14 protein-coding genes are annotated in these 15,782 nt (G+C 70.3%); 4 read left to right on the forward strand and 10 right to left on the reverse strand.

Annotation, left to right across the window (positions count from 1 at the left end):
- The first annotated feature begins 29 nt into the window (after nt 1–29).
- Nucleotides 30–848, forward strand: coding sequence for a GH12 family glycosyl hydrolase domain-containing protein (locus AB3X08_RS04235; protein WP_369936451.1), 819 nt, complete (start codon nt 30–32; stop codon nt 846–848).
- A gap of 282 nt (nt 849–1,130) precedes the next feature.
- On the opposite strand, the gene AB3X08_RS04240 is transcribed toward AB3X08_RS04235, so the two are convergent.
- Nucleotides 1,131–2,393 (reverse strand): amidohydrolase family protein, encoded by a 1,263-nt coding sequence (locus AB3X08_RS04240; RefSeq protein WP_369938416.1) that lies wholly within the window; start codon nt 2,391–2,393, stop codon nt 1,131–1,133.
- 26 nt (nt 2,394–2,419) lie between these two features.
- Complete coding sequence (locus AB3X08_RS04245) at nt 2,420–3,820, reverse strand: amidohydrolase (RefSeq protein WP_369936452.1); 1,401 nt, start codon at nt 3,818–3,820, stop codon at nt 2,420–2,422.
- A 173-nt stretch (nt 3,821–3,993) separates the two neighbouring features.
- Between AB3X08_RS04245 and AB3X08_RS04250 the strand changes: the two genes are divergently transcribed.
- Entirely contained in the window at nt 3,994–4,539 is a 546-nt protein-coding gene (locus tag AB3X08_RS04250) for a DUF924 family protein (RefSeq protein ID WP_369936453.1), read from the forward strand.
- 123 nt (nt 4,540–4,662) lie between these two features.
- Here AB3X08_RS04250 and AB3X08_RS04255 read toward each other — a convergent pair whose 3' ends face one another.
- Together AB3X08_RS04255 and grxD are read right to left on the reverse strand one after the other, a co-directional pair.
- Nucleotides 4,663–5,553, reverse strand: coding sequence for a hypothetical protein (locus AB3X08_RS04255; RefSeq protein ID WP_369936455.1), 891 nt, complete (start codon nt 5,551–5,553; stop codon nt 4,663–4,665).
- Nucleotides 5,554–5,651: 98 nt separating this feature from the next.
- Nucleotides 5,652–6,578 (reverse strand): Grx4 family monothiol glutaredoxin, encoded by a 927-nt coding sequence (gene grxD / locus AB3X08_RS04260; protein ID WP_369936457.1) that lies wholly within the window; start codon nt 6,576–6,578, stop codon nt 5,652–5,654.
- Nucleotides 6,579–6,623: 45 nt separating this feature from the next.
- On the opposite strand from grxD, the gene AB3X08_RS04265 reads away from it, so the two are divergent.
- Together AB3X08_RS04265 and AB3X08_RS04270 are read left to right on the forward strand one after the other, a co-directional pair.
- A complete protein-coding gene (locus tag AB3X08_RS04265) occupies nt 6,624–7,415 on the forward strand; it encodes a polysaccharide deacetylase family protein (protein ID WP_369936459.1) in 792 nt (263 codons plus the stop codon).
- Nucleotides 7,416–7,491: 76 nt separating this feature from the next.
- Nucleotides 7,492–7,884 (forward strand): hypothetical protein, encoded by a 393-nt coding sequence (locus tag AB3X08_RS04270; RefSeq protein ID WP_369936461.1) that lies wholly within the window; start codon nt 7,492–7,494, stop codon nt 7,882–7,884.
- A gap of 88 nt (nt 7,885–7,972) precedes the next feature.
- On the opposite strand, the gene AB3X08_RS04275 is transcribed toward AB3X08_RS04270, so the two are convergent.
- The 6 genes from AB3X08_RS04275 to AB3X08_RS04300 form a co-directional block, all read right to left on the reverse strand.
- The gene (locus tag AB3X08_RS04275) at nt 7,973–9,307 is read right to left on the reverse strand and encodes a hypothetical protein (RefSeq protein WP_369936462.1); all 1,335 of its coding nucleotides are present in this window, start codon (nt 9,305–9,307) and stop codon (nt 7,973–7,975) included.
- Nucleotides 9,308–9,310: 3 nt separating this feature from the next.
- Entirely contained in the window at nt 9,311–10,198 is an 888-nt protein-coding gene (locus AB3X08_RS04280) for a hypothetical protein (RefSeq protein WP_369936463.1), read from the reverse strand.
- Between the two features lie 10 nt (nt 10,199–10,208).
- Nucleotides 10,209–11,459, reverse strand: a complete 1,251-nt coding sequence (locus AB3X08_RS04285) for a hypothetical protein (RefSeq protein WP_369936464.1) — start codon at nt 11,457–11,459, stop codon at nt 10,209–10,211.
- Between the two features lie 15 nt (nt 11,460–11,474).
- Nucleotides 11,475–12,809 carry a hypothetical protein gene (locus tag AB3X08_RS04290; protein WP_369936465.1) on the reverse strand — a complete coding sequence of 445 codons (1,335 nt, stop codon included), beginning with the start codon at nt 12,807–12,809 and terminating at the stop codon, nt 11,475–11,477.
- Nucleotides 12,810–12,909: 100 nt separating this feature from the next.
- Nucleotides 12,910–13,962, reverse strand: a complete 1,053-nt coding sequence (locus tag AB3X08_RS04295) for a hypothetical protein (RefSeq protein WP_184412078.1) — start codon at nt 13,960–13,962, stop codon at nt 12,910–12,912.
- Between the two features lie 10 nt (nt 13,963–13,972).
- Entirely contained in the window at nt 13,973–15,721 is a 1,749-nt protein-coding gene (locus AB3X08_RS04300) for a hypothetical protein (protein WP_369936467.1), read from the reverse strand.
- Nucleotides 15,722–15,782 lie beyond the last annotated feature (61 nt).

Raw genomic sequence — 15,782 nt, forward strand, 5'->3', positions numbered from 1 at the left:
GTGCTTGCCGACTTCCTGGAGAACCGAACATGCATGATGACCAGATCGCTTCGATCGCCGCGGCGCAGCTGCGCGCCGCCGCGCCGCGCGCGCGCCTGCGCCGACGCCTGCTGCAGGCGCTGTTCGCCGTGTCGTGCCTGGCCGCTGCGCCGTTGGCCCTGGCCGGGCCGTACAAGATCTTCGGCAACCACTATGCGTGGGTCAACAATTTCAACGATCCCAACAACGTCATCCAGGGCACCTTCGGCAACGGCAGCACGCCGGAGCTGACGGTGACCTTCAATTTCGCCAACTCCAGCCTGTACGGCTATCCGGCGATCGTGCGCGGCTGGCACTACGACTGGAACCCGACCAGCGACACCCTGTTCCCGCGGCAGGTGTCCTCGCTGAGCACGATCCCGGTGAAGTTCGCCTACAGCGCCGGCGGCAGCAACCTGGGCGGCGATTTCGCCTACGACCTGTTCTTCCGCCACGACACCAGCAAGGGCGTGCCGCAGCTGGAAGTGATGATCTGGGGCGGACACAACTCCTGGCCGATCGGCACGCTCAGCGCCAGCAACGTGCTCAGCGCCGGCGGTTACACCTTCGACCTGTGGGAAGGCAACAACAGCGCCGCCGGCTACTACGTCTACACCTTCATCCCGCACGCCACCGCCGGGCAGCCCAACCTGCCCACCAGCGGCACCCTCAACGTCGACGTCAAGCCGTTCCTCAACTGGCTGCAGGCCAACCGCAGCAAGGACGGGCGCTACAGCAACGCGCTGTATCTGCACGTGGTCGAGGCCGGCTTCGAGGTGGTGCGCGGCAACGGCTGGGCCAAGGTCAGCGCGACCATCGACGCGCATTGAGCGCGCGGTGCTTGCGGCGCGCCGTGGCGCTGCGCGTGTGTGGCCGGGACGCGGCGAGGCTGCGTCCCGGCTGATGCATCGCGCTGCTGCGCTGTGCCGCGTCGGGCCTGCAGTCGCTAGCCGAGTAGGGGAGAAGCAGCGCTTGTTGTCGAAGGATGGTGGATCTAGGCGCTGCAACGGCAGGCTTTCAGCGTCGGCTTGTCGACCTGCTCGGTCGTCTGCACGCAGAAACGCCGTGCGCCGCTCGGAGGCCCGGCGGCGCATATCGGCGTCGGTGCCGCGCTACTGCGTATACGCCCGCGGCAGCGTGCCGGCCTGCTTCATGTAGCGGTCGCGCAGTTCGGTCTGGCGCGAGCGCATCGGGATCGCGCGGCCGCCCAGCCAGACCTGCTCGGCGTAGTGGGCCACGTCCAGCGGGTCGCCTTCCCACAGCACCAGATCGGCCAGCTTGCCCGGGGCGATGCTGCCCAGCTTGTCGCCCACGCCCAGCGCTTCGGCCGGAATCCGGGTCAGGCCGGCCAGGCCGTCTTCCCAGGGCAGGCCATGCGCCACCGCGTTGCCGGCCAGCTGGCGCTGCTTGCGCGCGTTGTGCGAGCCGTCGCCGCCCTGGGTGAAGCTCACCGCGACGCCGGCCGCGCTCAGGCGTGCGGCGTTCTCCAGGGTCGCGCCGATCTGGTCGAAGCTGCTGGGCAGGTCGTCCAGCGCGTTGACGAACACCGGCACCTTCATCGCCGCCAGCAGCGGCGCCAGCTTCCACGCCTCGTCGCCGCCGGCGATGGCGATGCGCACCTTCTCGCGCTCGGCCCAGCGCAGCAATTGGCGGATGTCGGCGGCGCGGTTCACCGCCACCACGATGCGGCCCTGGCCGGCCAGGTACTTGGCCAGCACGGCGCGCCCGGCCGGGGTCAGCAGCGCGTGCGGCGAATCGGCCGGCATGCGTCCGCGCGCTTCGGCCACCAGCTGGTCGAGCAGCATCCACTGCGCGGCGCGCGACTTGCCGCTCAACTCCAGCGCATCGCTGCCCAGGCGCACGTACAGCGCACGCGGGCCGATCGGGTCGGGGCCGCCGTCCAGGCGCATCACCGCGCCCTGGCCGGCGATGAAGGCGCCGCCGCTGTTGGCGCCGAGCGCGGTGAAGCCGATGCCTTCCACGCGTGCGACCGGGATCAGCACCGAGTCGGGGTTGTAGGCCAGGGTCACGTCGAACTCCGGGCGCATCGGCTGGTCGTGCGGCAGGCTCAACGCGCTGTCCACCGTGGAGGACTCGCCGGACACTTCCTCGATGCCGATCTCGGTGATGCCGCCGAACAGCGCCGGGGTCAGCGGGCGGCCCTTGGCTTCGACCACGGCGACGCCGGCCGGTGCCGACAGGCCGGAGCCGACCGCACGGATGGTGCCGCCCTGGACCAGCACGTCGGCATTCTGCAGCGTGCCGCGCGCGCTGGCGGTGTGCACGGTAGCGCCGCGGATCAGCACGTCCTGGGCGAAGGCGGGCGCGCTGCCCAGGACCAGGCAGGCGGCGAGCGCCAGGCGCTGGGCGATCATGCGGCGCGCATGCGAAACGGAGCGGCTCATGGGGCAGCCTCCTGGCCGAGCATGAAGTCGGATCTGGGTTGCAGGCGGCGGTCGGCGCGGTCGTAGACCTGCGCGCCGTCGATGTAGACCTTCTCGGCCAGCGCATAGGAACTGAACGGGCTGCCGTTCCACACCACCACGTCGGCCATCTTGCCCGGTTCCAGCGAGCCGGTCTGCTTCTCGATGCCCAGCGCCTTGGCCGGATTGCTGGTCAGCCAGCGGATCGCGCGCTCGGGCGGGATGTCCATGCCGGCGCGGCGCCCGGCGGCCATCGCCTTGGCCGCTTCCTGGTTGAGCCGCTGGATGCCTTCCTCCGAATCCGAATGCACGATGGCGCAGCCGTTGGCCGGGCGATCGACCAGCGCGATGTTCTCCTGGATGCCGTCGAAGGCTTCCATCTTGAAGCCCCACCAGTCCGCCCACAGCGCGCCGCAGACGTTCTCCTGGGCCAGCCGGTCGGCGATCTTGTAGGCCTCCACGCCGTGGTGGAAGGCGGCGATCTTGAAGCCGAATTCCTTGGCCAGGTCGAGCATGGTGGTCATCTCGTCGGCGCGGTAGCAGTGGATGTGCACGCGGATGTCGCCGTTGATCGCGCCGGCCAGGGTGTCCAGCTTCAGGTCGCGCTTGCCGCCGCTGTCGCCGGAGCTGTCGTTGTCGCCGGCGCCGCGGCTCCACCAATGGCGCTTTTCCGGCGCCTTCTTCTTCGGCGCGTTCTTGCGCAGGTATTCGCTGGCGTCGATGAACGCGGCGCGGTAGCCGGCGACGTTGCCCATGCGCGTGGCCGGGCCGCCCTTCTCGCCGTACACGCGCTTGGGATTTTCGCCGCAGGCCATCTTCAGGCCCCACGGCGCGCCGGGAAACTTCATCGCCTGGTAGGTGGTGGCCGGCACGTTCTTCAGGGTCACGCCGCGGCCGCCGACCAGGTTGGCCGAGCCCGGCAGCACCTGCAGCGAGGTGACGCCGCCGGCCAGCGCGGTGCCGAAGCCCGGATCCTGCGGCCAGATCGAATGTTCGGCCCAGACGTTGGGCGTCACCGGCGCGGTCATCTCGTTGCCGTCGCTGTGCGCGCTGACGCCGGGGCTGGCGTACACGCCCAGGTGCGAGTGCACGTCGATGATGCCGGGCGTGACCCACTTGCCGTGGCCGTCGACGCGGGTGGCGTTGGCCGGGGCGGCGAGCGCGCGGCCCACGGCCTGCACGCGGCCGTCCTGCAGCAGCACGTCGGCATCGTCCAGGCGCTCGCCGGTGCCGGTGAGCACGGTGGCGTGCTCGATCAGCACCGGCGTGGACGCCAGCGGCCGGTAGGTGCTGGGGTAGGGGTCTTCGACGAAGCGCGAGGCGGCCGCGGCAGGGCCGCACAACGCCACGCCCAGGCAGGCGAGCAACAGATGACGCATCAGATTTTCCCCGGATGTTGGCTGCAGCGTTGGCGCCGCCTGCGCACGCTAGCCCGAGCCGGCGCGCTTGCCAAGTGCGGGCGGCGCGCGCGCCGTGCCGGCGCGCCGTGGCGCACACCGCATGCCGACGCCGGATCGGGTATAGAGGCCGATTGCCGACCGATGGAAATGCGATGACCGAGATCCTGCCCCGCGATGTCGTGGAGTTCTGGCGCAGCGCCGGCCGCGAGCGTTGGTTCGTCGCCAACGACTCGTTCGACGCGAACGTGCGCCAGCATTTCCTGGACGCGCATCACGCCGCGGCGCGCGACGAGTACGCCGGGTGGATGGACGGCGCCGAGGGCGCGCTGGCGCTGCTGCTGTTGCTCGACCAGGTGCCGCGCAACGCCTTCCGCGGCAGCGCGCATGCCTACGCCACCGATGGCCTGGCCCGGCGCTACGCGCAGCTGGCGCTGGCGGCCGGCTACGACCTGCAGGTGGAGCCGGAGTTGCGCATGTTCTTCTACCTGCCGTACGAGCATGCCGAAGACCCGGCCTTGCAGCGCGAGGCGGTGGAGCTGTTCAGCGCGCTGGGCGATGCCGACAGCCTGCAGTGGGCCACGCAGCACGAGGACATCATCGCGCGCTTCGGCCGCTTCCCGCATCGCAATGCGGCGCTGGGGCGGGAGAGCACGCAGGACGAGCAGCGGTTCCTGGACGAGGGCGGCTTTGCTGGGTGAGTAGCGCGGGGCGGTGGCGCTCTTGTAGGAGCGGCTTCAGCCGCGAGAGGCTCTTCGGGTAGAACCTGTCGCGGCTGAAGCCGCTCCTACAGTGGATGGCGACCGGTTCGCGGCCGGCGGCGCTCAGCAGCCGCCGACCAGGTCGTCGCTGCGCCACTGGCCGTCGACCAGGTGCAGCAGCCAGAAACCGTAAGTCTCGTAGCCGCTGTGCTGGATCAGGAAATCGACCGCGCCGTCGCCATCGATATCGGCGAACTGCAGCAGCGCATAGTCGTTCTTGCGATCTTCGCAATCGTCGCAGCCGTAGTCGGCGAAATTCTTGCGCATGCGCCAACCGCCGTCGCTGTGTTCCAGGACCGCCAGCAGGGTGGTCAGCTTGGGCGAGGCGCCGTCCGCGTTCGCGGCCGTGGCCGGGTCGTAGACGCCGGCGGTGACCAGCGCCACCTCGTGCCCCGGCTGTTTGGCATCGGCGATCACGGTCAGTGCCGGCTTCTCGTCGGCGGGGGGCGCGGCCAGATGCGCCAGCAGCCGCTTCAGCGCTGGGGCAGGCAAACGCTTGCGCACGGATGCGTCGCTGCCGACGACCTGCAGCAGCGCGCGCCGCTGCGTGGCATCGAGCTCGCGGCGGGTGAAGCGCTGGCCGGGGTTGAGATCGAACGAGGCCAGCAGGGCATCGTGGGCGAAGGTGGCGCCATGCGCAGTCTTCAGGCGCACGCGCAGATCGCCGCCGCACATGGTGTTGTCGTCGACCGAGAACCCCATCGGCGTCGCCACGCCGTCCTCGATGCCTTTGTCGAATACGCGCAGCGGCTTCTTCAACCCGCGCCAGGCGCCCAGTCCGGCTTCTTCCGACGGTGCGCCGCGCACCGGGATGTAGCTCATCACCTGCGCCTCGTCCGAGACCGGGGTGACGTAGATCACCGTCTGCTGCGTGGGGGCGGGTGGCGCCGCGGCCGCAGGCAGGGCGGCGAGGCAGATCAGTGCGGCGGTCCAGCGTTTCGGTGCGCGTGCCATGGCGTGCTTCCTCCCCGGAAGCGCAAAAATCGTTCGCAAAAAAACGGGCGACCCGTTGGATCGCCCGCCGTGATGCCGCTGCGGCGTGCGCCGCCGGCTCAGTATTTCGCCACGCTGCCGTCCACGGCGTCGGCCCAGGCATCGATGCCGCCGACCACGTTGTGCACGCGGCTGAAGCCCAGCGCGCGGAACTGTTCGGCGGCCTGCGCGCTGCGCCCGCCGTGGTGGCACAGGAAGGCCAGCGCGGTGTCCTTCGGCAGCGCTTCCAGCTGCGCGCGCCCATCGCCATCCAGCGTGCGGAACGGCACGTTCACCGAGGCGATCGCGCGCTCTTCCGGCGGGCGCACGTCCACCAGGATCAGGCCGCCGGCGCGCACCTGGTCGTCGGCGTCGCGCACGCTCAGTTCCTGCACCGGCTTGGGCGCGTTCGGGTTGTCGATCGCCAGGCCGCGGCCGCGCAGGTCGTCGACCCAGTCGATGGTGATGCCGTCGGCGCGGCGCGCGCTGGCCAGATCGAACTGCACGCGCAGGCCGTTGGACTCGGCGGCGATGGCGTTGGGGTCGGTCGGGGCCAACTGGAAGTTCGGCTGGAACTGCGCGTCGATCGCCAGCGCCAGGGTCGCGCCCGGGGCATCGGCCAGCGCGCCGCGCAACATTTCCGCGGCGGCGTCGGTGATGGTGATCGTCGGCGGGGTGCGGTCCGGCGCTTCCACTCCGAGCAGCTCGCTCAGCTCGCCGCTGCCGGCCATCTGCAGGATGATGTCGCTGCCGCCGACCAGTTCGCCGTCCACGTACAGCTGCGGAATCGTCGGCCAGTCGCCGTAGGCCTTGATGCCTTCGCGGATGTCCTGGTCGGCCAGCACGTTGACGTGGGCGAAGTCGACGCCCAGTTCGTTCAGCGCGCCCACCGCCTTGGCGGAGAAGCCGCACTGCGGCATGCTCGGCTGGCCTTTCATGAACAGCACGACGCGGTTGGAACTGAGCAGCGTTTCGATGCGGGAGCGCAGGGCGGGATCGAGGGACATGGCAGTGATTTCGGTCGCTGAGTCGGACCGGTCATTCTACGCCGCATGGCATCATGGGGCATGACAGTTCCGGAAACGCTGCATCGCATCCCCCGCCACCCCTACCGCTGGCTGCCGCTGGCGCTGCTCTCGCAGGCGCTGGTGGCGGCGGTCTGGTGGCACTGGGGCTGGCGGATCGGGCTGCCGGCGCTGCTGGCCTCGCACGCGGCGCTGGTGCTGCCGGTGTTCCTGCCGCGGGCCCGGCTGTACGCCCCGGTGCTCAGCCGCCTGCCCGGCACTGCGCCGCGGGTGTGGCTGACCATCGACGACGGCCCCTCCGACGACACCGCGCCGCTGCTGGACCTGCTCGACCGCCACCAGGCCAAGGCCACCTTCTTCCTGGTCGGCGACCGCGCCGCCGCGCGGCCGCAGCTGGTGCGCGAGATCCTGCGCCGCGGCCACGGCATCGGCAACCACAGCCAGACCCACCCGCAGGCCTGGTTCTGGGCGTTGGGGCCGCGGCGCATGGCGCGCGAGATCGGCCAGGCGCAGCAGGCGCTGGCCGCCATCGCCGGCACCGCGCCGCGCTGGTACCGCTCGGTGGTGGGCATGACCAACCCCTTCGTCGCCGCGCCGCTGCGCCGCCACGGCCTGACCCGGGTCGCCTGGAGCGCGCGCGGCTTCGACGGCGTGCACTGCGATCCCGCCGCGACCGTGGCGCGCATCGCGCGCGACCTGAGGCCCGGCGCGATCGTGTTGCTGCACGAAGGCGCGGCGCATGGCCACAACCTGGCGATCGTGGAGGGGGTGTTGCGGGCGATGCGCGAGAAAGGCCTGGTCAGCGTATTGCCGGGCTAGCGGCGCCGGCAGCCGCGGTCGATCCGCCAGTCCTGCGCCGCCCATCCCGCCGCTGCGTGTGCGCGACGCATTCCCCTTGTCCTGCGCGCAGCTGCGCCAGGACGATCTGCATCTCAACGGAATCCTCATGACATCGCCAACGCTTCCACCCTATTCCGGTCTCGGCATCGCTTCGTTCGCGGTCAGCCTGATCGCCGCCGTGCTGACGTTCGCCATGATCGGCGTCTCGGCGGTCCTGGCGTACTCGCAGCCCGGCAGCCTGGACGAGGACTCGCCGCTCTCGATCCTGGTGGGCTTGGCGATCATGGTCTGCGTCTTCGCCGAATTGGCCGCGGCAGCGCTGGGCATCGGCACGCTCTTCCAGCGCGACCGCAGGAAGCTGTACGGCGTCCTCGGCCTGGTGTTCGCGATCGCCACCCTGGTCGGCCTCGTTGCGCTGATCGTCTTCGGTCTCGTGCAGGAGGGCTAGCGTGTCGCGTGTGCCGCTTCGTGCAACAGCAGGATAGGTAGGCCCGCGAAGGCGTTGAGCCGCGGTGCTTGCGACTGCAGCGCATGGCTTAGCTGTGGACGACGGTTGTGGGCGTGGGTGTTGGCGTTGGTGTTGGTGTTGGTGTGGGGGTCGTCGGCGCCGGCGCCGTGGGCGTGGTCGGGCGCGGGGCAGGCGGCGGTGGTGCCGGCGGCGTTGCCGCAGGCGTGACCGGCCGTGCCGCGCTGGCGATGCTGGCGTCAAGCGCGGTGCGGCGTTCGCGTTCGGCGCTCTGCTGCGCATGCAGGCGCGCGGCGCGGGCCACGCTGGGATCGGGGATGTCGGCGCTTGGATTGAGGGTGGCGCTGCGGATGCGCTCGGCCTGCGCGGGCGCGGCCATCTGGTTGAGCGGCAGGTAGTCGCTGCGGAAATTCAGTTCCACCGAGGAGGTGAGGTCCAGGTCGGTGTTCATTTCCTCGCTGCTCTGCGAGCGCTGGGTGGAGACGTAGCCGATGTTGTTCTCGATCTCGGCGCTCGCGCCCCAGGGGCCTGCGCCGAAGCTGCCGGAGGCGCGAACCCGGTTCTGCAGGCTGAACTGGCTGCCACGGTCTTCGTTGGCGGCGCTGTGGGTATCGATGTGGAAGCGCATCGCGGCGTTGATGCGGCCGCTGTCCACGACGATGCGCTGCATGCCCATGGCCACCATCGTCGCCAGCATCTGCTGGCGTTGCCGCGCCAGGTAGCGCCGTGCCAGCGGCACCAGTTGCTCCGGCGACGAAGCGTCCAGCGGTTCTTCCGGGGCCATGCCCAACGTGGCGCGGATGTCCTCCGCGTTCGGCATGGCGGCGCCGCTGCGCAGGCGCAAGCGCACCGCCGCGGCGTCTTCCGGATCGGGTTCGTCGCCCGGGTCGGGCGTGTCGTATTCGATCGCTTCGGGAAAATGATCCGCCACCCATTGCCGTACCTGCGGCAGGCCGAACTGGGTGCGCTCGAAGCCGGCCGCAGACGCGGAGACGGCGCCGAGCAGCTCGACGTATTGCTGCATCTGCTGGGCATTGGAGTCGAGCATGGCGCGGAACACGCCGTTGATGAGGTCGGTGACGAAGCGCGGGAACGAGACGGCGTTGAGCACGTTGCGGGTGGTGCCGGCGATGCGGTCGGCGGCCGCGCCGAAGTCCTCGGCCTGCGCATGCGCCAGCACCGGCGCACGCTTGGCGATCTGGTGTTCGGCTTCGTGTTCTTCGCGGATCAGGTCGGCGGCCAGCGCCGAGACGCTCACCATCGAGCGCGCCAGCGCCTGCCGGTCGTTGGGCGCCAGCGCCTGGTACTGCGGGCTGCGTTCGAGCACGTCGCGCACCGCAGCGCGGACCCACGGCGGCGGTGCGGCAGCGGAGCCTGCGCTGGGCGGGGCGGCGACGGCGTGCATCGCTCAGGCCGCGGCCGGCAGCGACACCGGCGCCGGCGTTGCCGCCACCGCCGGCAGCGACGCCAACCAGCGCTGCGCGGCGGTCATCACCACCACGTCCTGCGGCTGTGCCGGATCCAACTGCAACGGCGCGTTGGGCGGCTGCGCGGCCAGCCACAGCAGCACGCTCTGTCCGACGCGACCGCGTTCGGCCTGCGCCTGCAGGCCGCTGGCGCGGCCGGCAGGCGCGGCGGCGGCGACCAACGGCCACAGCCCATCGACGCCGAACGCGGCCTGCAGGCGGCGGTCGCGCAGAAAGCCGAGCGCGGCGTTGAGGTTGTCGACGATCTCGCGCGCGGCCATCGCGGCCATCGCGTCGGTGCGCAGCGCCAGGAATTCGCCCAGGTCCTGCACGCCGATGCCCAGCGCCACGTCCTCGCGCAGGTCGCGGCCGTCGGCGGTGGCCACGATCGCCGTGCAGCACACGCGCATCAGCCGCTCGAACTGCGGCGCCTCGAACACGCGCCGGAAGATGGCGTCGCGCTCTTCGCGCTGCAACCGCTCGCGGCGGCCGCGCCAGAAGGCGTTGAGCATCTGCGCGACCGGGCCCAGCGGCTGGGTGATGGCGCCGCTGGCGAACAGGCCGGCGATCTGCTCGGCTGCGGGCAGCACGCCGGCGCTTTCCAGCGCGCTGGCGAAATACAGCGGCGCGGCCGCCTGCAGTTGCGCGCGGTCCAGCACGGTGGGCGCGCCGGGCGGCAGATCGATATCGCCCAGCTCGGCGAGCGCCTGCGCCAGGGCGTGTTCGCGCTGCGCCAGCGTCGCGCGCGCCAACGCCAGCGCCTGCAGCAGCGGCGCATGCGGATGGCAGTGCGGCAGGCGCAGGTCCGCGGGCGGCGGATGCAGGCGCATGGCCGCCGGCTCAGCCGCCCGCCGCGGCAGGTGCACCCGCCGCGGCGGGCGCCGCACCGGCGCGGGCGTTGGCGGGCGTGTTCGGATCGAACGGCATGGCGTTGCCCTGGATGCTGGCGATCATGCCGGGCGTGGCCAGTTTCTCCATCGGGAAATAGTCGGACTTGAAGTTGACCCGCACCTCGCCGGTGAGCTTGGCCTTCATTTCCTGCTTGGATTCGGAATCTTCGTTGACCGAGGACTGCACCGTGGTCATGTGCCGCTGCACGTTGGTGTTGGCGCTGCCGGCGGCGCCCCAGCCGAAGCCGACCGCCGCGGCGCTGGTGTTGCGGTTGTAGCTGGACTGGCTGTCGCGCAACGAGGCGCCGGCGTGGCGGCTGGCCTGGTCGCTGGCGCGGAAGTCGAACACCACCTTGGCGTTGATCGCGCCGTCGGTGACCACGATGCGGTTGATGCCCAGCATCACCATCGACGACAGCAGCTGTTGCCGGCTGCGCGCCATCTGCAGCCGCGCGGCCTGCACCAGCCGCGTTTCCTGTTCCTCGTCGGACAGGTCGGTGACCGGCTTGGCCAGCTGCATTTCCTGGTTCATGCTGCCCAGCACGGCGTCGGCGCGGTCCTCGTTGCCGATCGCCAGGCGCGCGCCGTCGTCGCCGCTGTTGACCACCACGTCGCCGGGAAAACGCTCGGCCAGCCAGCCGCGCGCGCTGTCCATGCTGATGTTGTCGGCGGCGAACTGGTCCACCGTCTGCGCCACCGACTTGAGCAGTTCGCCGTAGGCGTTCATCTGCTGGATCGAGGCGTCGACGATGGCCTGGAACACGTTCTGGATCAGGCCGCCGACGAAGGCCGGGAAGTCCACCGAGCCGACGTACTTCTTGAAGTTGTCGGCGCCTTGCTCCACCGAGCCGGCCTTGAAGTCGCTGCCGGCGAAGGTGCCGACCTTCTGCGAAGCCTTGGCCTTGGCGTCCTGCACCGGATCGGCCAGCGCGCGCGCCGGCGCGGCCTCCTGCGCCTTGGCCAGTACGCCGCCGGTCGGCGCCAGTTCCTGCTTGGCCAGGCCGTCCGGGTTGGACATGTACGAGGCCACGCGCACCATGTTGCGCGCCAGTTCCTGTTGTTCGGCCAGCGGCAGCTGGCGGAAGCCGGGCGAGGATTCGAGCAGGCGCCGCACCTGCGGCCGCACCGCGGCCAGGGTGTCGTCGTCGAGCCAGGCCGGCGTTTGCGCCGCGGCGAAGGTGCGGGAGGTGGCGGCGTACATGGGCGGCGCTCCGGATCAGGTGGCGGGCGTCGGGGTCGTCGCCGCTGCCGGCGCGGGTGCCGCCGGCGCGGCTGCCGTGGCGGCGGGACGGTTGGTCGCCAGCGACTTGACCATGCCCGGCTGTGCGTTCATCTGGATCGCGGCGATCGATTCGGGGTTGGCCAGCTTTTCCAGCGGCAGGTAGTCGCTCTTGAAGTTCACCTCGACCTGCCCGGCCAGGCTGGCCTTGGCCTGCAGCGAGGAATCGCTCTGCAGTTGCGAGGTGCTCATCATCTTGATGATCGGCTGCTCGGAATACTTGTAGTTGCCCTTGGCGTAGTAGCTGCCGTCCTGGCGGTCGACCGCGCCGTCGGCGCCGCGGGTGTAGCTGCCGCCCTCGCTCTTGTTGTCGTATTCGCCTTCGTAGCCGCGGGTCTTCTGCACGTTGCCGGCCGCATCCTTCTGATGGTCCATCTTGGTCGCGCTGTAGCGGTAGCGGCTGTTGTCGCGCGCCTGGAAGTCGTACATCACCTTGGCCGAGATGCGCCCGTCGGTGACCACGATGCGGTTGATGCCCAGCATCACCAGGGTGGCCAGCAGTTGCTGGCGGCCGGTGGCGATCTGGGTGCGCGCGGCCGGCACCAGCAGCGCTTCGACCAGGTCGTCGTTGAGCGAGGTGATCGGCTTGTCCAGCGGCAGCGACTGGTTGATGCGGTTGACCGCGGCGCGTTCGTCCACGTCGCCGCGCACCACCACCCTCGGTTGCTGCGCGCCGCCGCCCTCGTCGCCGAAGCCGCCCATGTCGCCGAAGCCGTCGCCGCCCATCTGCAATTGGAAGATGTCCGGGAACTGCTCCACCAGGTGATCGCGGCCCTGGTTCTGCGTGGTGTTGTCGTCGCGGAACTGGTTCAGGCTCTTGGACACGTCGGCGACCAGCTTGGCGTAGGCCTCCATCTGTTCGATCGAGGAGGTGACGATGGAATGGAACACGCCGTTGATCAGGCCGCTGACGAAGGTGGGGAAGTTCACCGCATCCATCAGCGCGCCGGCCTGCTGCACGCCGGTGCGCAGCGCCTGGCCGAATTCGGGCTGTTTGTCCTCGGCCAGCGGGGTGCTGTCCCCTTCGGCCATCGCCCGCACCTGCGGGCTCTGCCGTTTCAGGCGCACGCCGTCGGGTTCGGCCAGGTAGCTGCCGATCTGCACCAGTCCCTTGGCCAGGGTTTCGCGCTTGTCCGCCGGCAGTTCGTTGAACGATTGGCTGCGCTCCAGCAGGTCGCGCACCGCCAGGCGCGCGGCCTCGTGGGTCTCGCGGCTGGCGGGGGCGGCCGTGGCGCGGGCGGCGGGCACGGATCGGGGAAAGATGGAGGACATGGGAGCGCTCCGGTGGCGAGGCGATTCGGGTCGGAAGGGCGGGCGTGCGGTGCGCGGCAGGGCAGGGACGCTGCCGCTGTGCGCGATGGGCAGACAGCGGTCACTGCAGGGCGCGCGCCTCCTCGATGGCTTCGCGCATCTCGAATTCGATCGGGCGCACGTACAGGCTGATGCGCGCCGGCGACGCCGGGGTGACGCGGATGCTGAGCACCGAAAAATGGCCTTGCTCGCCGGCATCGTCCATGCCGAACGCATCCAGCCAGCGCGACAGCGCGGCCAGCTGCCGCGGGCGTTCGGCGAGGCCGAGCTTGAGCAGGTCGAGGAAGCGCGCCGGCAGGTCGGGAATCGCCGCCAGCAGGATTTCCAGTTTCAGTTCGGCGCCCTCGGCGGTATCGCGGATACCGACCAGCACCGCGCCCGGCGGCAGTTCGAAGCGCCCGCCCAGGGCCACGCCGACGATGCGCATCAGGCTCGGCAGCTGGTGGCCGATGCCCAGCCGGTTCATCAGCGGGCCCAGCGCGTTCACCGCCAGCGCGCCGCGGTGCAGGAAGGTCACGCGCTGGCTGCCGGTGTCGCGTTTGCAGCCGATCGAGGTGAAGATCGGCATCAGCCCCGGCATCTCGGCGATCACCTGCCGGGTCAGCCTTGCCAGGCCCGGCGCCAGCGCGTCGATCTGGGTGGGCAGCAGTTCGTAGTAGATCTTGGTCGCGTACAGCCCGTCGCGGTCGAAGGCGCTGCCGAACCAGGCGCCGTAGTTCATCCAGCTCATGCCGCCGAAGCCGCGCCACTCCTCGCTGCGCGAATCGAACCAGCGCAGCGCGTCGTTGCCGAAGATCGGCGCCACCAGCCGGCGCATCTCGCGGGTGGCCTCGTCGCGGCGCGCGACCGGCGGCGCGTCCGGGCCCAGCGGTTCGATGGTGAACCGCAAGGTGTTCGGCTCGGTCTCGGAGAACGAGGGCTCGTACGGCACCGCGCCCGGCGCCAGCGAGTTGCGCGCATACGACACGTCGTCGTCGGGCAGGTAGAACGCGCGGTCGATCAGGCCGTCGACGTAGGGCATCGGATCGCGCGTGCCCAGCGCATGGGCGGCGGCGCGCAGCGAGTGCTTGACCAGGTTCTTGACCGGTTGCGGGCGGTTGTCGGGAATCGGCATGACGGCGCTCCTACATGCCCGGCAGGCTGACGCCGGCCTGGTTGAGCAGGTCGCGCGCGGCCTGCGGGATCTCGATCGGGCGGCTGGTGATCACCGGCGATTCCACCGATTGCGAGTACTGCTCGATGCTGGCGTCCTGCACGCCGCCCACCGCCAGCCACTGCTCGCAGGCCTGCACCAGATCCCAGTCGGTGGGATCCACGGTGGGCTGGTCGCTGCCGCGCAACTGCGGATTGGTCAGCGCGCTGATCGAGATCACCTCGCCGTAGCGGCTGCCCAGGCGCTGGTGGTTGTTGGCGATCCAGCGGATGATCACCGCGCCGGCGCGGGCCTGGGTGCGGAAGCGGTTGGTGTTGCGCGCCCCGCCCAGGTAGTTGGCGTTGACCTGGTCGATCACCTGCCACATGTCGCGCGCGCCGAACGAGCCGCGCACTTCGCTGTCGCTGAGCAGGTCGCGGTATTCCAGGATCATCTGCTGCAGCTCGGTGGCGGCGAAGTAGGCGATGCCGTAGCCGCTGCGCGACATGCTGGCGCCGAGGTCGCGCGCGGCCTTGCGCACCTGTTCCTGCGACACCGCGACCGGGATGTTGGTGCGCAGCATGCGGTCCACGCTGAGCTGGCGGCCGAACGCGGACACCGCGGAGATGAAGCGCAGCCACAGTTCGTTGAATTCGCGGTTGGGCTCGTTGCCGTTGGGATCGCCGCCGGGGGCGCCGAAGCAGCGCATGTACAGGTCGCGGCGCTCGCCTTCGGTGATGCGCTCGGCCGCGGTCTTGTAGTAGCGGAACAGGTAGTCGCCGGCCTTGCCGCGGCCCAGCGGCAGCAGGCCGCTGCGGAACAGTTCGACGATGCGCTCGACCACCTGCGGCATGCGCGTCTCCTCGAGCATGTAGGCGAAGTAGATCGCCTGCACCGCGTTGAGGTTCTCGCGCACGATCTCCACGTCGGTGGCTTCGTCCAGGTCCGGCAGGATGATCTCCATCGCCGACGGCGGCGCGCCGGCGACCACCCCGGTCTGCATCTCGTAACCGTTGTGCAGGTGGCTGGCCAGCCAGGCGTTGTCGGCGTCGATGCCGTTGCTGGCCAGGCGCCGCACGGTGGCGGCGAGGTTGCGCGTGCTCAGCGCGCAGACTTCGTCGTCGGCGCCGGGGCGGAACTCGGTGTCGGTGCTGTAACGCTCGCGCCGGTCTTCCGGATTGTCGTTGGGCCATTCGCAGCCGACGATGTCCGCATCGATCGTGCCGCTGGCGATCTGCGACTTCAGCGTGACCTTGTACAGCGGCGCCAGCAGCGTGTACGCCGCATCGAACAGCGCGCGGTTCTGCCGGTATTCGCCCTGGGCCACGCTGATCCGCTGCACGAAGCCCTTCAGCGAGGCGTCGGTATAGCCGTCCAGCTGCATCAGTCCGCAGATGCCGAGGATCTCGCGTTCGTCCGCGCCCAGGGCCTTGCGCAGCTTCTCCGGCGTGCGCTGCGAGCCGACCAGGCCGTACTTGTGCACGTTCTCCTGGTTCTTTTCCAACTCGTTCCACGGCTTCTGCTGCTGAGTGGCCGCGACCAGCCGGTAGAACGGGTCGATGGCCACGTCGCTGCCGAGGCTGGCCTTGATCTGCGCCAGTTCCGCGCTTTGCCGCGCGTTCAGTCCGCCGCTGGTGTCGGCGGTCTTGTCGAGGGTTTCCAGGACCTGGCGGCGCGCGCGCAGTTCCTGGCGCTTCTTGGTCTCGCGTTCGCCAAGATCGACCAGCAGGATTCGGTTCATGGGTGTGGCTCCGTTAGCGGAAGGTGGGTCTTGCTGCGAGGCGGCGGCCTCTTGTTTTGCG

Origin of the sequence: Xanthomonas sp. DAR 34887 (genome assembly GCF_041245805.1) — a bacterium.
Classification (GTDB): Bacteria; Pseudomonadota; Gammaproteobacteria; order Xanthomonadales; family Xanthomonadaceae; genus Xanthomonas_A; species Xanthomonas_A tesorieronis.

Bases quoted from the DNA above. Each gene is read 5' to 3' on its own strand.
- AB3X08_RS04285 (WP_369936464.1), bottom strand. From the start codon at position 11,459: ATGTACGCCGCCACCTCCCGCACCTTCGCCGCGGCGCAAACGCCGGCC.
- AB3X08_RS04280 (WP_369936463.1), bottom strand. From the start codon at position 10,198: ATGCGCCTGCATCCGCCGCCCGCGGACCTGCGCCTGCCGCACTGCCAT.
- AB3X08_RS04250 (WP_369936453.1), top strand. From the start codon at position 3,994: ATGACCGAGATCCTGCCCCGCGATGTCGTGGAGTTCTGGCGCAGCGCC.
- AB3X08_RS04235 (WP_369936451.1), top strand. From the start codon at position 30: ATGCATGATGACCAGATCGCTTCGATCGCCGCGGCGCAGCTGCGCGCC.
- AB3X08_RS04265 (WP_369936459.1), top strand. From the start codon at position 6,624: ATGGCATCATGGGGCATGACAGTTCCGGAAACGCTGCATCGCATCCCC.
- AB3X08_RS04245 (WP_369936452.1), bottom strand. From the start codon at position 3,820: ATGCGTCATCTGTTGCTCGCCTGCCTGGGCGTGGCGTTGTGCGGCCCT.
- AB3X08_RS04290 (WP_369936465.1), bottom strand. From the start codon at position 12,809: ATGTCCTCCATCTTTCCCCGATCCGTGCCCGCCGCCCGCGCCACGGCC.
- AB3X08_RS04300 (WP_369936467.1), bottom strand. From the start codon at position 15,721: ATGAACCGAATCCTGCTGGTCGATCTTGGCGAACGCGAGACCAAGAAG.
- grxD (WP_369936457.1), bottom strand. From the start codon at position 6,578: ATGTCCCTCGATCCCGCCCTGCGCTCCCGCATCGAAACGCTGCTCAGT.
- AB3X08_RS04275 (WP_369936462.1), bottom strand. From the start codon at position 9,307: ATGCACGCCGTCGCCGCCCCGCCCAGCGCAGGCTCCGCTGCCGCACCG.
- AB3X08_RS04240 (WP_369938416.1), bottom strand. From the start codon at position 2,393: ATGATCGCCCAGCGCCTGGCGCTCGCCGCCTGCCTGGTCCTGGGCAGC.
- AB3X08_RS04295 (WP_184412078.1), bottom strand. From the start codon at position 13,962: ATGCCGATTCCCGACAACCGCCCGCAACCGGTCAAGAACCTGGTCAAG.
- AB3X08_RS04255 (WP_369936455.1), bottom strand. From the start codon at position 5,553: ATGGCACGCGCACCGAAACGCTGGACCGCCGCACTGATCTGCCTCGCC.